Source organism: Brevundimonas sp. MEB006b, assembly GCF_030209705.1.
Taxonomy (GTDB): Bacteria; Pseudomonadota; Alphaproteobacteria; order Caulobacterales; family Caulobacteraceae; genus Brevundimonas.
This window is the reverse complement of sequence record NZ_JARVRL010000006.1, coordinates 260,096-273,717: the sequence shown is the minus strand read 5'-3', so window position 1 is coordinate 273,717 and position 13,622 is coordinate 260,096. Positions and strand designations below refer to the sequence as shown.

The 13,622-nt window shown below is 66.3% G+C and carries 11 protein-coding genes; 3 read left to right on the top strand and 8 right to left on the bottom strand.

Features of this window, described 5'->3' with window-relative positions; genetic code table 11:
- Positions 1-51: 51 nt before the first annotated feature.
- Complete coding sequence (gene serA, locus QRN13_RS14700) at positions 52-1,944, bottom strand: phosphoglycerate dehydrogenase (protein WP_284877951.1); 1,893 nt, start codon at positions 1,942-1,944, stop codon at positions 52-54.
- Between the two features lie 121 nt (positions 1,945-2,065).
- The gene (locus tag QRN13_RS11030; RefSeq protein WP_055755006.1) at positions 2,066-2,605 is read right to left on the bottom strand and encodes a hypothetical protein; all 540 of its coding nucleotides are present in this window, start codon (positions 2,603-2,605) and stop codon (positions 2,066-2,068) included.
- Between the two features lie 186 nt (positions 2,606-2,791).
- Between QRN13_RS11030 and QRN13_RS11025 the strand changes: the two genes are divergently transcribed.
- Positions 2,792-3,715: an Hsp33 family molecular chaperone gene (locus QRN13_RS11025; protein WP_284877950.1), complete on the top strand. Its 924-nt coding sequence runs from the start codon at positions 2,792-2,794 to the stop codon at positions 3,713-3,715.
- A gap of 40 nt (positions 3,716-3,755) precedes the next feature.
- Here the strand turns inward: QRN13_RS11025 and phoB are convergent, their stop codons facing one another.
- The 6 genes from phoB to QRN13_RS10995 form a co-directional block, all read right to left on the bottom strand.
- Positions 3,756-4,448 carry a phosphate regulon transcriptional regulator PhoB gene (gene phoB, locus QRN13_RS11020; RefSeq protein ID WP_017505977.1) on the bottom strand — a complete coding sequence of 231 codons (693 nt, stop codon included), beginning with the start codon at positions 4,446-4,448 and terminating at the stop codon, positions 3,756-3,758.
- Positions 4,449-4,468: 20 nt separating this feature from the next.
- Positions 4,469-5,194 (bottom strand): phosphate signaling complex protein PhoU, encoded by a 726-nt coding sequence (gene phoU / locus QRN13_RS11015; RefSeq protein ID WP_017505976.1) that lies wholly within the window; start codon positions 5,192-5,194, stop codon positions 4,469-4,471.
- A 4-nt stretch (positions 5,195-5,198) separates the two neighbouring features.
- Complete coding sequence (pstB, locus tag QRN13_RS11010) at positions 5,199-6,146, bottom strand: phosphate ABC transporter ATP-binding protein PstB (RefSeq protein ID WP_284877949.1); 948 nt, start codon at positions 6,144-6,146, stop codon at positions 5,199-5,201.
- A 4-nt stretch (positions 6,147-6,150) separates the two neighbouring features.
- The gene (gene pstA, locus QRN13_RS11005; protein ID WP_284877948.1) at positions 6,151-7,455 is read right to left on the bottom strand and encodes a phosphate ABC transporter permease PstA; all 1,305 of its coding nucleotides are present in this window, start codon (positions 7,453-7,455) and stop codon (positions 6,151-6,153) included.
- Positions 7,448-8,878, bottom strand: coding sequence for a phosphate ABC transporter permease subunit PstC (gene pstC / locus QRN13_RS11000; RefSeq protein ID WP_284877947.1), 1,431 nt, complete (start codon positions 8,876-8,878; stop codon positions 7,448-7,450). The genes pstA and pstC overlap by 8 nt, the downstream gene beginning before the upstream one ends.
- A 140-nt stretch (positions 8,879-9,018) precedes the next feature.
- Positions 9,019-10,416: an ATP-binding protein gene (locus QRN13_RS10995; protein ID WP_284877946.1), complete on the bottom strand. Its 1,398-nt coding sequence runs from the start codon at positions 10,414-10,416 to the stop codon at positions 9,019-9,021.
- 144 nt (positions 10,417-10,560) lie between these two features.
- On the opposite strand from QRN13_RS10995, the gene QRN13_RS10990 reads away from it, so the two are divergent.
- Both QRN13_RS10990 and QRN13_RS10985 read left to right on the top strand, forming a co-directional pair.
- The gene (locus tag QRN13_RS10990) at positions 10,561-12,849 is read left to right on the top strand and encodes an ATP-binding protein (RefSeq protein ID WP_284877945.1); all 2,289 of its coding nucleotides are present in this window, start codon (positions 10,561-10,563) and stop codon (positions 12,847-12,849) included.
- A gap of 134 nt (positions 12,850-12,983) precedes the next feature.
- Entirely contained in the window at positions 12,984-13,616 is a 633-nt protein-coding gene (locus QRN13_RS10985; RefSeq protein WP_045810293.1) for a 50S ribosomal protein L25/general stress protein Ctc, read from the top strand.
- Positions 13,617-13,622: the final 6 nt, after the last annotated feature.

The window sequence follows — 13,622 nt, the reverse complement described above, 5'->3', positions numbered from 1 at the left end:
AGCGCAAGATGCCGCGAGGTCAGCTTTGAGAAGATATTTGCGAGCGACGTATCACTGCAACGTGCGGAACTTCAGCGTGCCCGGCACTGTCTTGAGTTCGCGCAGCGCCTCTGGATCGTAGTCGCGGTCCACGTCGGTGATGACATAGCCCGTGCGCTCGTCCGTTTTCAGGTGCTGACCCAGGATGTTCAGGCCCGCCGACGCCAGGGCGCGGTTCAGTTCGGCCAGCACGCCCGGCTGGTTTCTGTGGATGTGCAGAATGCGGTGCGCGCCCGAAACTTCGGAGAGCTGGACGTTGGGCAGGTTGACGCTGAAGGTCGTGTCGCCCCGGTTCAGATAGCCCAGCAGGCGCTCGGCCGCGAACTCGGCGATGGCCTCCTGCGCCTCTTCGGTCGAGCCGCCGATGTGCGGCGTCAGGATCATGTTGGGCAGGCCCTGAAGCGGGCTCTCGAACGGGTCGGCGTTGGTGCGCGGTTCTTCGGGGAAGACATCGACGGCGGCGCCGGCGACCCGGCCAGAGCCGATCGCCTGGGATAGCGCGCCGACATCGACCACATGGCCGCGCGCCAGGTTCAGGAACAACGCGCCTTCCTTCATCCGGCCGAACTGGGCCGCACCAAAGATGTTGGCATTCTCCTTGCGGCCATCGACATGCAGGGTGACCACGTCGCTTTCGGCCAGCAGCGCGTCCAGCGAGCGCATGCGGCGCGCATTGCCCAAGGCCAGGCGCTCGGACAGGTCATAGAACAGCACCCGCATGCCCAGGTTTTCGGCCAGGACCGACAACTGGCTGCCGATCGCGCCGTAGCCGACGATGCCCAGGGTCTTGCCGCGCAGCTCCTTTGAGCCGGTGGCCGACTTGTTCCACTTGCCGACGTGCATGGCCGAGGACTTGTCCGCCACGTCGCGCATCAGGACGATCATCAGGCCGATGGCCAGTTCGACCACCGAGCGAGTGTTCGAATAGGGGGCGTTGAACACCGCCACCCCGTGATCCGAGGCCGCGTCCAGGTCGATCTGGTTGGTGCCGATGCAGAAGGCCGCAACGGCCATCAGGCGATCGGCCTCTTCTAGCACGCGGCGGCTGACCGTGGTCTTGGAGCGGATGCCCAGGACATGGACGCCCTTGATGGCCGCGATCAGATCGTCCTCGTCCAGCGCGCCCTTCTGGGTCTCGACGGAATAGCCCGCCTCCTCCAGCCGCTCGACGGCGGCGGGGTGTATGTTTTCCAGGAGCAACATCTTCATGCGGCTGCGCGGGAAGGACCAGCGGCCGACCAGGCCTTCGGCATGGAGCACCTCGTCGAGCGACGCGGCCTCGGCGTCGGCGACCTGGACCACCGGCGGGCGGCGCACGACCTCGGTGAAGGCGTAGAAAGCGTCGGCGGCGCCCGCGATCTTGACCTCGGCGTCGTTCCAGCCGTCGCCCACCATGACGACGCGACCGGACAGGTTCAGGCCATGAATGGCGGTCGGCTTGCCGTTGGCGTGCGACAAGGGGTTGGCGTCGTCCACGCCCACCACGCGGTCGTCGGCGTCATAGATCAGGTCATTGCACAACACGCGATCAGCAGAGACGCCCAGCTCTTCGGCGACGGGCGCAATCACCTCGCGGAAGCCGCCGGAGAGGATGACGACCTTGCCCTTGTTCTGCTGGAAGAAGTTCAGGTTGCGTCGCACCGACGCCGTCAGGTGGTCCGACGCGCTCTGGGCAAGGGCGGCGACATGGGCGCGGGTCAGCGGAAGCAGAGCCAGCCGGCGGCGCAAAGCGTCGCCGAATTCGATCTCTCCGGCCATGGCCTGATCTGTCAGGGCGGCTATCTGGGCGCGCACTTCGGATGCGCCCGGCGCTTCCGCCAGGGCGATGTCGGCCAAGGCCTCAAGGGTCTCGAAATCGACCAGGGTCGAATCGAAGTCGAAGATCAGGGTCGGGCGCGCGCTCATGGGCGGCGTCTTAGCGGCCTTCGCGCCTGCGGCAAAGCCGAGCGATGCTTCTCACTGTGGGCAGATGCGCTAAAAGTTTGCCGCCCGCCGCGATTTTTATCGGGCGGACGGCACGAAAATGTCAGAAGCGGGCGATGCGACGCACGTGGCTGTCGGGACGACGGCTTTCGAGAACCGCTGCGCCGACGGCTGCGGCGATGGTCGCTACCGCCAGCAACGCGCCGCCTTCACGGGCGTGGTCACGCGCATATTGACCGGCGTCGTCAGCATAACGGCGCGCCGTCTTGCCGTGCTTCTTCAGCGCCTTCTTGCCATCCTTGCGGGCCGAACGGAACCAGTCGTCGGCGCGGTCGCGCACGTCATAGGCGGTGTCTGCGGCACGGTGGCGGGCGTCGCGCGAAAGCGCGCCGGCGCGTTCGCCGACATCCTCGGCGCGGTGGCGGAAGGCGTCCACAGCGTCATGGAAACGGTCGCGCAGTTCGGACGTATCGACCCAGCCGCGCGGATCGATACGCGACTTGATGCGCTGGTAACGGGTGGGGCCGCTGCGTTGCGTCAGATAGACGACGGCGACGGCGCCGAGCGCGACCGCGAGGAGGCTGCCGGCGGTGATGCCGGGGTGTTTGCGAATCTCTTCGATCGGATCGATGTCGCGGATCATCGGCGGAACCTCTTCAGTTATTGGCGTCATGAACGGAGCGACGGCTCCGCTTGAGCCAAAAGAGCGATCCGCGCTGAAATCGGTTCCGTCGCCCTCCCCAGAGCGGGCGGATTAGCCCCCTTATCAAGCCGCCCGCGGGCGCCTACATAGCCGCGATCCCGAAATGACGCCCCAAAGGACCTCGCCGTGACCGATCACGCGCCCAACATTCCCGTTTCCGACGATCTGGCCGCCGCCTTCCAGATTGAAGGCTGGCCCGTGCGCGGTCGCCTGGTTCGCCTGGGCGCGACCATCGACAAGATCCTGGCCGCCCACGCCTATCCCGAGCCGGTCGCCGCCCTGTTGGGCGAAGCTTGCGCTTTGGCCGCCCTGATCGGCTCCAGCCTGAAGTTCGAGGGCCGCCTGCTGGTCCAGGCTCAGGGCGACGGCCCCGTGCGCTATGTCGTCGCCGACTACGGCACCGACGGGTCGCTGCGCGGCTATTGTCGCTACGACGAGGCCGAGGTGGCCGAGGCGTCGCAGGGCTTCGCACGTCCCGGCGCCCGATCGCTGCTGGGCCAGGGCGTCTTCATCATGACGCTGGATCGCGGTCCAGACTTCGAGCGCACCCAAGGGATCACGCCGATCGAGGGCGAGAGCCTGTCGCTGGCCGCCGAACACTATTTCCAGCAGTCGGAACAGGTGCCGACCAAGGTGCGTCTGGCCGTCGGCCAGGTTCAGACCGAGGCCGGATCGCAATGGCGCGCCGGCGGCGCGATGATCCAGATCATCGCCGGCGACGAGGCCCGCGGCTCGACCGAAGAGGTTTGGGACCGCACGCGAGCCCTGTTCGGCACGCTGGGCGATGACGAGCTGGTCGATCCGACGATCTCGCCCGAGACGCTGCTGTTCCGCCTGTTCCACGAGGACGGCGTGCGGCTGGAGGGCGCGCGAGAACTGACGGCCGTCTGCCGTTGCTCACGCGAACGGATCACCTCGGTCCTGGCCTCGTTCGATCCGGCCGAGCGCGCCGAGATGCTGGAAGACGACGGCAAGATCCGCGTCACCTGCGAATACTGCGCCACGGTCTATGCGCTGGATCCCGACGACGTGGTCGCAGAGCAGATCTAATGTAAAGAGGGCGGCTCCGAGAGCCGCCCTCTTTTTGATCTCAGCCTTCCAGATCCAGCGAATAGCCCGCCGAGCGGACCGTGCGGATGGGGTTGGCGCTTTCATCGGCGATGGCGAGGGCCTTGCGCAGGCGACCGACGTGCACGTCGACGGTGCGGGCCTCGACATAGACGTCCGAGCCCCAGACCGCGTCCAGCAGCTGCTCGCGGCTGAACACCCGTCCGGGGTGCTGCATGAAGTGGTCCAGAAGGCGGAACTCGGTCGGGCCCAGATGGACCTCCTTGCCGTTGCGCTTCACCCGGTGCGAGACGCGATCCACGACGATGTCGCCGTGGTTCAGGCGGTCGTCGGCCAGACCCGGACGGATGCGGCGCAGGACGGCGCGGATGCGCGCGATCAGCTCGACCATCGAAAACGGCTTGGTCAGATAGTCGTCCGCGCCGGTGTCCAGACCGCGAACCCGGTCGCTCTCCTCGCCGCGCGCCGTCAGCATGATGATCGGCAGGTTGCGGGTCTCGGCCTTGCCGCGAATGCGGCGGCAGACCTCGATACCCGACAGCTTGGGCAGCATCCAGTCCAGCAGCACCAGATCGGGCAGACGCTCGTCGATCTGGAGCATGCCCTCCTCGCCGTCGGCGGCGACGGCGACGTCGTAGCCTTCCTTTTCGAGATTGTACTGAAGAAGGGTCGCCAGCGCGTCCTCGTCTTCCATCACAAGGATATAGGGCTGCACGTCGGGTCTCCGGTCTCGGGTCAGTGCGTCGAAAGGTTCGGCGTCGGATCGGAATCCTCAGCCGTGGGTTGGGCGCGCGGGCGTTCGCCCACGATGTCCTCGCCCGTGATCTCGTAGTGGACGGTCTCGGCGATATTGGTCGCGTGGTCGCCGATCCTCTCCAGGTTCTTGGCCATGAAGAGCAGATGGGTGCAGGCGCCGATCGTGCGCGGATCGCCCATCATGTAGGTCAGCAGTTCGCGGAACAGGGCGTTGTAGTGCTCGTCGACCTCGTCGTCGGTCTGCCAGACAGCGACGGCGCGATCGAGTTCCGAGGCCGTATAGGCGTCCAGCACATCGCGCAGGCGGGTCGAGACCAGCCGTCCCATCCGCTCGATCGAACGGGTCAGGGGCTGCATCGGCTGGGCTTCGGCCAGGATCAGCGCGCGCTTGGCGATGTTCTTGGCCAGGTCGCCTGTGCGCTCCAAATCGGTGGCGATCTTCATGGCGCCCAGGGTGCGGCGCAGGTCGCTGGCGACCGGCTGGCGCAGGGCGATCAGGCGGATCGCCTTCTTCTCGATGTCGCGGTGCAGGGCGTCCAGTTTCAGATCGCGTTCGACCACGGCGCGGGCCAGGGCGATGTCGCGCCGGGCGACGGAATCGATGGCGTCCGCAACCTGGGCCTCGGCCAAACCGCCCATGCGGGCGATCTCGGCCGTGATCTGGTTCAGTTCGTCGCCATAGGCTTTGACGGTGTGCTGGTTCATCGGATTAGCCGAAGCGTCCCGTGATGTAGTCGAGCGTGCGCCGTTCGCGCGGATTCTGGAAGATGTCTTCCGTGTCCCCGGTCTCGACCAGACGGCCCATGTGGAAGAAGGCGGTGCGCTGCGACACGCGCGCGGCCTGGGCCATCGAGTGGGTGACGATGACGATGCAGAACCGCTCGCGCAGTTCGTCGATCAGCTCCTCGATCCGCGCCGTGGCGATGGGGTCCAGCGCCGAACAAGGCTCGTCCATCAGGATGACTTCGGGGTTCACGGCGATGGCGCGGGCGATGACCAGACGCTGCTGCTGACCGCCCGAAAGTCCCATGGCCGACGATTGCAGGCGGTCAGCGACCTCTTCCCACAGGCCGGCGCGCTTCAGCGCCTTTTCAACGACCTCGTCCATCTCGGCCTTGGACGACACCAGGCCGTGGATCTTGGGTCCGTAGGCGACGTTTTCGTAGATCGATTTCGGGAAGGGGTTCGGACGCTGGAACACCATGCCGACGCGGGCGCGCAGCAGCACCGGGTCGATGGAGCGGTCGTTAATGTCCTCGCCGTCCATGGCGATACGGCCCGTGACCTTGGCCCCGGCGATAGTGTCGTTCATGCGGTTCATGGTCCGCAGGAATGTGGACTTGCCGCAGCCCGACGGGCCGATCAGGGCCGTGACGGTCTTGTCAGGGATGTCCAACGAGACGTCGTAGAGCGCCTGTTTGCCCTCATAGAAGACCGAGACGTCGCGTGCGGCGATCTTGATCGGACCGACGGGCGGGCTGTCGACCACGGCGGGGCCCGACCGGGGCGTAGCCTCCTCGACACGCGGTTCGGCGGCTGCGCTCTTGGACGGGCCGATTTCGGGCAGGACCTGACCGCCCATGCGCGGTGCTTCGGTCGGATCGACGGAGCCGGCGCCGGTCTGGTCCTCGGCGGAGCGGAAAATACGGAATTTCATTCTCTTACCACCGACGCTCGAAGCGCCGCCTCAGGATAATGGCCGCCGCGTTCATGATGATCATGAAGACCAGCAGGACGATGATCGCCGCAGCGGTGCGTTCGTGGAAGGCCCGCTCCGAGGCGTTCTCCCAGATGTAGATCAGCGAGGGCAGCGCGCCGACAGGCTGGTCGATGGCGTGCGGCACGCCCGGCACGAAGCTGACCATGCCGATCAGCAGCAGCGGCGCGGTCTCGCCCAGGGCGTGGGCCATCGAGATGATGGCGCCGGTCATGACGCCAGGCATGGCCAGCGGCAGGACGTGGCTGAACACCGTTTGGGTCTTGGATGCGCCCATGGCCAGGGCGGCCTCGCGAATCGACGGGGGCACGGCTTTCAGCGCCGAACGGGTGGCGATGACCAGGGTCGGCAGGGCCATCAGCGCCAGGACCAGACCGCCGACGATGGGACTGGCGCGCGGCAGATGCATCCAGTTGATGAACAGGGCCAGACCCAAGAGGCCGTAGACGATCGACGGCACGGCCGCGAGGTTGTTGATGTTGACCTCGATGATGTCGGTCAGCTTGTTCTTGGGCGCGAACTCTTCCAGCCAGATGGCCGCGCCGACGCCCAGCGGAATGGCGATCAGGGCCGTGACCATCAGCATCAGGGCCGAACCGACCACGGCGCCCAGGACGCCCGCCAGTTCCGGCTGCGTCGAATCGCCGTTGGTGAACAGGGCGGTGTTGAAGTGCGAGCCGATCACGCCTTCGGTCTGCATCCGATCCAGCCAGGCGATCTGCTGGTCGGTCAGGCGGCGCTGATCCTCGGGCGTGTCCCTGGAGATTTCGCCTTTCAGATACAGATCGGCGTCGTCGGACAGCGGCACGGCCAGGGGCACAGTCTCGCCGATGACTTCGCTGCGCTTGGCCACTAGATCGGCGGCGACGAACTTCAGCTCCGACGAGAACAACCGCTTCATCTGCGCGGCTTTGGTCCCGGCCGCGTCGTCCGCAATGCCCATGCGGGCCAGCTGCTGCTCGGCGGCCAGTTGCTCGAAGTTGGAGCCCTGCGGATAGGCGCGGTCCACGCGCGCCGGGTCCATGAAGACTGGCACGGTGACGGTATGGGTATAGAAGGCGGTGTGGCCCTGCTCGACGATGCGCACTAGCAGCACGGCCAGGAACAGCATGGCGGCGGCGATGGCCAGGCGGCCATACCATTTGAAACGCGTTTCCTTGGCGTGGCGACGCTTCAGACCGGCCCGCAGGCGGTCGAGACGTCCTTTGGCGGCCGCGCCGTCGATCTGATCGGGGGTCGCGTCAGTCATATTGTTCCCGATAGGTCTGCACGATCCGGTGGGCGATGATGTTCAGCATCAGGGTCACAAGGAACAGGGTCAGGCCCAGGCCGAAGGCGGACAGGGTCTTAGCGCTGTTGAACTCCTGGTCGCCGGTCAGCAGGGTCACGATCTGCACGGTGACGGTGGTGACGGTGTCCAGCGGATTGAAGGTCAGGTTGGCGGCAAGGCCGGCGGCCATGGTCACGATCATGGTCTCGCCGATGGCGCGCGACACCGCCAGCAGCAGGGCGCCGGCGATGCCCGGCAACGCGGCGGGCAGAAGAACCCGCTTCACCGTCTCGGACTTGGTCGCGCCCATGGCGAACGAGCCGTCACGCAGCGACTGAGGCACGGCGTTCAGAATGTCGTCGGACAGGGACGACACGAACGGGATCAGCATGATGCCCATCACCGCGCCCGCCGTCAGGGCCATCTGGTTCTGAACCAGAGCCAGGTATTGGCCGAGCCCGTCCAGCGGTCCGCCGATCAGGAAGAGGCCGATCTCGTTGAAGAAGACCCTCAGCAACGGCCCGACGGTCAGGGCGGCGAAGAAGCCGTAAACGACGGTCGGCACGCCGGCGAGAATCTCCAGGAGCGGCTTGATCACCGCGCGGGTCGTGCGGCCGGCGTATTCCGACAGATAGATAGCCGACAGCAGGCCGATGGGCGCAGCGACGCACATGGCGATGACCATGATCAGCAGGGTGCCGGCGAACAGCGGCACGGCCCCGAAGGCGCCCGAGGACCCGACCTGATCGGCGCGGATGGCGATCTGCGGGCTCCATTGGGTGCCAAACAGGAAGTCGAGAACCGGCACCTTCTGGAAGAAGCGAAAGCTGTCGAAGGCCAGGGAGGCGATGATGCCCAAGGTCGTCAGGACGGCGATGGCCGAGCAGACGAACAGGGCGCCGTAGATCCAGCCCTCGACCCGGTTGCGAGCGCGCGTCTGAGGCTTGATCTGCGTCAGGGCGAACAGGCCGCCCAGGATGGCGGCCAGGATGGCGGCGACACCGCCGCCCCACGACAGGGTGCGTTCGATACGAACCATGTGGCGCGCCTCGACCGGCAGCTGTTCGGCCAGCGGGCGTTCCCAGATCTGGAGCGCTGCCTCTCCGCGACCCACGCGGTGGGCGTCGGCGAAGAAGGCGTCGCGACGGAACGGCTCCAGCGCTGCGACCGCATCAGGCGTGCCGACAGCGGTCAGCTGACGCTGAAGCGGGGCGGCGAAAACCGAGGCCAGGATCAGAACCAGAAGAGCCGGCGCGGCGACCCAGATCAGGGCATAGGCGCCGTGCTGGCCGGGGCGGGAATGGGGCTTTGCGCCGATCGCACGACGACGCGCCAACGTGCGTCCGCCCAAGAAGGCGGCCGCACTCAAGGCGACGAGGATCAGCAAATAAATCCAGATCATTCAGAAGTCCGAAGCGCCGTGCGCGAATCGACGACGGTCCTGAACATCGGGACCAACGCGGCGCGACTACTGCCTGCGAATGGTCAGCGGATTACGACGGGTCGATGACAGTTGGGTGACAGCGACCGTCCGTCGCGGCCTCAGCGTCGCTCGATCGGTTGCGGGAACCAGGCGGTGAAGGCCGCGCCCATGCCGGGCGCGCTTTCGACCACCAGACCGCCCTGATGGCGATTGATGATGTGTTTGACGATGGCAAGACCCAGGCCCGTCCCCTGCCGCTCGCCGCTCTTTTGACCCTCGACCCGATAGAAGCGCTCGGTCAGGCGGGGCAGATGTTCGCGCGCCATGCCGGGCCCATGATCGCGCACCGTGACCGCAGCATAGGAGACGCCTGCTGTGCGATCCGGCGTGACCAGCGGCAGTCGTGTGGCGCCAGGCATGCGCGAGGCCCAGGCCTCGTCAAACGACAGGTCCGAACGGACCGAGATTTCGACCGTGCCGTTGCGTGATGAATATTTGACGGCGTTGTCGAGCAGGTTCTGAACCACTTGCAGAATCTCGTCGCGATCGCCGCTGATCGACGCCCTCGCCTCCCCTTGATCTAGGGCGATGGCGATCTCCTTTTCGCGCGTCAGAACGCTGATGGCGTCGACCACGTCAGAGGCGGCGCGGTCCAGATCGACACGGCCGGACGGCGGAATATGCTCATTCAGCTCGATCCGGCTCAGCGACAGCAGATCCGCGACCAGCCGCCCCATTCGGTCCGCCTGGGCCGACATGATGTCCAGGAAGCGGTCGCGCGCGACCACATCCTCACGTGCGTGGCCTTTCAGGGTCTCGATGAAACCGCTGAGCGAGGCCAGGGGCGTGCGCAGTTCGTGGCTGGCGTTGGCCAGGAAGTCCACGCGCATCATCTCGATGCGGCGCGAGTCCGTTTCGTCGCGCAGGATCAGCAGGGCCAGCTCCGACCCGGCCTTGCCTGACGCTTCGAGTGAGAGCGGACGGGTCCAGGCGCGCCAGCGTCGGTCGCGCTGACCGCCCGTCGCATAATCCGTGGTTCGCGCCGTCCCGCCGAACAGGGCCTCGTCAACCGCCTCAAGCACGCCCGGTTCACGGATCACCTGAACCAGCAAAGCGCCTTGGCGCTGGATGCGCAGAAGCTCGCGCGCAGCCGCGTTCGCCATGACAATGCGTCGCCCGGCGATGTCGTCCGGCTCGCCGCCGCTGACCACCAGCACCGGATCGTCCAGCGCCTCGAACACGCGGTCGAGAAGATCGCCCGTCACCATGTCGATGGCGGGCTCGGTCGCAGCGCCTTGACTGGCCGCCGGCTCAGCCCTGGTCGCCTCGTTCATGTTCAACAGCCAGGCCGAGGCCGCCACGATCACCGCCCCGCCGACCAGCCAGTTCGCGAGTTCGGGATGCAGGATCGCCAGCACCAGCAGGGTCACGATGGCGATGCCGATGCTGGCGCCGACCGTCCACAGCCGCGAGGTGGAGACCGGCGCGACAGGCGATGGCGAGACTTCGTAAGGCATGGGTCCGGGCGACCTCGAACTGAAGAACGATTCCGATCCTTGCACGGATTCTGTGACGGCGTGCCGACAGCCTGAGGCGCCCATAAGCTTCGCCGCACGGTTTCTTTAGGATTGTCGCCTATCATACACCCAAGGGGAGGCCTCGTGGACCGCATCATCCATTGCATTGCGCACGATCACGACTGGCGGATTACGGTGTTCGCTGCGCTGATCTGCATGGCCGGTCTGGGCGTGTCGACCCATGTCATGCAGAAGATGGGCCGGCGCGACCCCGATCGACGACGCCGCTCGGTCCTGCTGGCCGTCATGATCGGGGCCCTGTCGATCTGGGCGACCCATTTCGTGGCCATGCAGGGGTTCGTCGCCGGCGTGCCCGTGCGTTACAATCCCTTCCTGACGGTCGCCTCCCTGGGGATCGCGCTGGCCATGATCGGCCTGACGATCAGCTCGACGTTGATGGGCAAGGGCCGCATGTGGCGCGTGCTGGCCGCCGTGATCGCCGTCGCCGGCGTCGGAGCCATGCATTACCTCGGTATGGCCGCCATCAAGGCGCCGGCGCACATTAGCTGGGACCCCGGCCTTGTCGCCCTGTCCATCATCGCGGCCCTGGCGATCGGCGGTGCGACGGCCTTCTTCTATCGTCGAGGCGGCCTGCTGCGCCTGCTGGCGACGACGACGGGACTGTCCGCGACCGTCATCGTTCTCCATTTCATCGGCATGGCGGCCATCACGGTGACGCCGGACCCGACCGTCACCGCCGACCAGGGGCTGTCCAGCGAGGCGATGAGGCTGCTGCTGGCCGCCATTCTTCTGATGATCTGCACGGCCGCCGCCGTCCTAGGGATGATGGCCTATATTTCGCGCGCCACCGCACTGCGCCGTATCCGCGAGGCGGTGGACGCCATGCCCGATGGTCTAGGCTTCTATGATTCCAAGGATCGGCTGGTGCTTTGGAATGCGCGCTATGCCGAGGTGAACCCCGAGCTTGAGCCGCATCTGGTCGTCGGCCTGACCTTCCGAGAGGCCCTGCGGATCGGCATCGACGAAGGCCGCTACCAGGAGGCGGCCGGCCGCGAAGAAGAATGGCTGAACGAGCGCATGCAGGCGCGTCGTCAGCTATCATCGAACAGCGAGCAACAGGTCGCCGGCGGGCGATGGCTGCGTATTCAGGACCGCCGTACGTCCGAGGGCGGGACGGTCACGGTCTGCAACGACATCACCGATCTGAAGCGCGACGCCGAGGCCCTGTCCGAAGCGCGTGACGCGGCCGAGGCCGCCAATGTCGCCAAGAGCCAGTTTCTGGCGAACATGAGCCATGAGATCCGCACGCCGTTGAACGGTGTGATCGGCCTGTCCCAGGCCCTGGCCAAGACCGATCTGACGGCTGAACAGCGTGAGATGCTGGATTTGATGCAGGCGTCGGGAAAGACGCTGCAGACGCTGCTCAGCGACATCCTGGATTTGGCGCGCGTCGAATCGGGCAAGCTGGAGCTGACCGAAGACGCCTTCGAACTGGCGATGGTCGTGCGCGAGGCTGCTCAGCTCTACGCCGAGAACGCGCGTGAGAAGCATCTCGACTTCCACGTCGATATCGATCTGGAGGACGACGTCTGGATCCTGGGCGACGCGGTGCGCCTGAAGCAGGTGCTGACCAATCTGATCTCGAACGCCGTCAAGTTCACCAGCAAGGGATTCGTCGGCCTGATCGTGCAGCGTGGCGCGGACCGCGAGGGCTCGCCCGTGCTGCGCTTCACCGTCGAGGACAGCGGCATCGGCTTCGACGCCGCGACGCGGGCGCGCCTGTTCAGCCGGTTCGAACAGGCCGACGGCGGCATCACCCGCAAGTTCGGCGGCTCGGGTCTTGGCCTGTCCATCTGTCGTCAGCTGGCCGAGATGATGGGCGGCGACCTAGGCTGCGAGAGCGAACCCGGCGGCGGCGCGGCCTTCATCCTGACTTTGCCGCTGAGACAGACCCAGGCCCCGTCGCGCAAAGAACCGGCGCCGGCCCAACCGGCCGTCGTGGAGCAGGCGCGGACGATCCGCGTGCTGGTCGCCGACGACCATCCGACCAACCGCCGTGTCATCGAACTGATTCTGGCGCAGACGCCCACGCAGATCGTGATCGCCGAGAACGGCGCCCAGGCGCTGGAAAGTTTCCGGGCCGACACTTTCGACTTGGTGCTGATGGACATGCAGATGCCCATCATGGACGGGCTGACCGCGACGCAGGAGATTCGCCTGCACGAGGCGACGATGGGCCTGGATCGTACGCCGATCGTCATGCTGACCGCCAACGCCATGCCAGAGCACGTCGCCGCCGGACGCGCGGCCGGGGCCGACCACCACCTGGCCAAGCCGTTCAACGCCGCCGAACTGCTGGGCATCGTCGCGGCGCCGACGTCGCTGCTGAAGGATCGCGCGCAGGCGGCGTGAAGCGGAACCTTTGACGGTTGCGCCTTGGACCTGATGCGTGTAATAGCCCGCGCTCTTGAATTCGAGGGTTCATCACCCCCGCCGCGAGAGCCCCGGGTTGGCGCGGCGTTTCCGTTGTTGTTGAGGCGAGCCACATGGCCGAGATCATTCTGAACGTGGACGTCCGCGATGGCGTCGGCACCGGCGGCGCTCGCGCTGCGCGTCGCGCCGGTTTCGTGCCGGGCGTCCTTTACGGCGGCGAGCAAGCCCCCGTCGCCATTTCGGTGAACGAGAAGGACTTCCGCAAGTCGCTCTACACCGGCAAGCTGCTGGGCCACCTGGTGACCCTGAAGTACGGCGACGAGACCCAGCCGGTCATCGCCAAGGACGTGCAGTTCGACCCCGTTTCGGACCGCCCCCTTCACTTCGACCTGATGCGCGTCGACGAGAAGGCTCCGGTCAAGATCGAAGTGCCGGTGCACTTCCTGAACGCCGATGAAGCGCCCTACTCGCGTCAGGGCGGCTCGCTGGAGATCGTCCGTCACGCCGTCGAGATCCTGGTCCGCGCCGACCAGATCCCGGAAGAACTGGTTGTCGATCTGGCTAAGGCCGAAATCGGCGACACCATCCGCATCTCGGACATCAAGCTGCCCAAGGGCGCGGAAGCCACCATCACCGACCGCGACTTCGTGATCGCCACGGTCAAGATCTCGTCGGCCGCCCTGTCGGAAGCTGCTGACGAAGCCGCTGACGCCGAGGCCGCCCCGGCCGAGAAGACCGAAGACTGATCCTTC

Bases quoted from the DNA above. Each gene is read 5' to 3' on its own strand.
- serA (WP_284877951.1), bottom strand. From the start codon at position 1,944: ATGAGCGCGCGCCCGACCCTGATCTTCGACTTCGATTCGACCCTGGTC.
- QRN13_RS11030 (WP_055755006.1), bottom strand. From the start codon at position 2,605: ATGATCCGCGACATCGATCCGATCGAAGAGATTCGCAAACACCCCGGC.
- phoU (WP_017505976.1), bottom strand. From the start codon at position 5,194: ATGAACCAGCACACCGTCAAAGCCTATGGCGACGAACTGAACCAGATC.
- pstB (WP_284877949.1), bottom strand. From the start codon at position 6,146: ATGAAATTCCGTATTTTCCGCTCCGCCGAGGACCAGACCGGCGCCGGC.
- pstA (WP_284877948.1), bottom strand. From the start codon at position 7,455: ATGACTGACGCGACCCCCGATCAGATCGACGGCGCGGCCGCCAAAGGA.
- pstC (WP_284877947.1), bottom strand. From the start codon at position 8,878: ATGATCTGGATTTATTTGCTGATCCTCGTCGCCTTGAGTGCGGCCGCC.
- QRN13_RS10995 (WP_284877946.1), bottom strand. From the start codon at position 10,416: ATGCCTTACGAAGTCTCGCCATCGCCTGTCGCGCCGGTCTCCACCTCG.
- QRN13_RS10985 (WP_045810293.1), top strand. From the start codon at position 12,984: ATGGCCGAGATCATTCTGAACGTGGACGTCCGCGATGGCGTCGGCACC.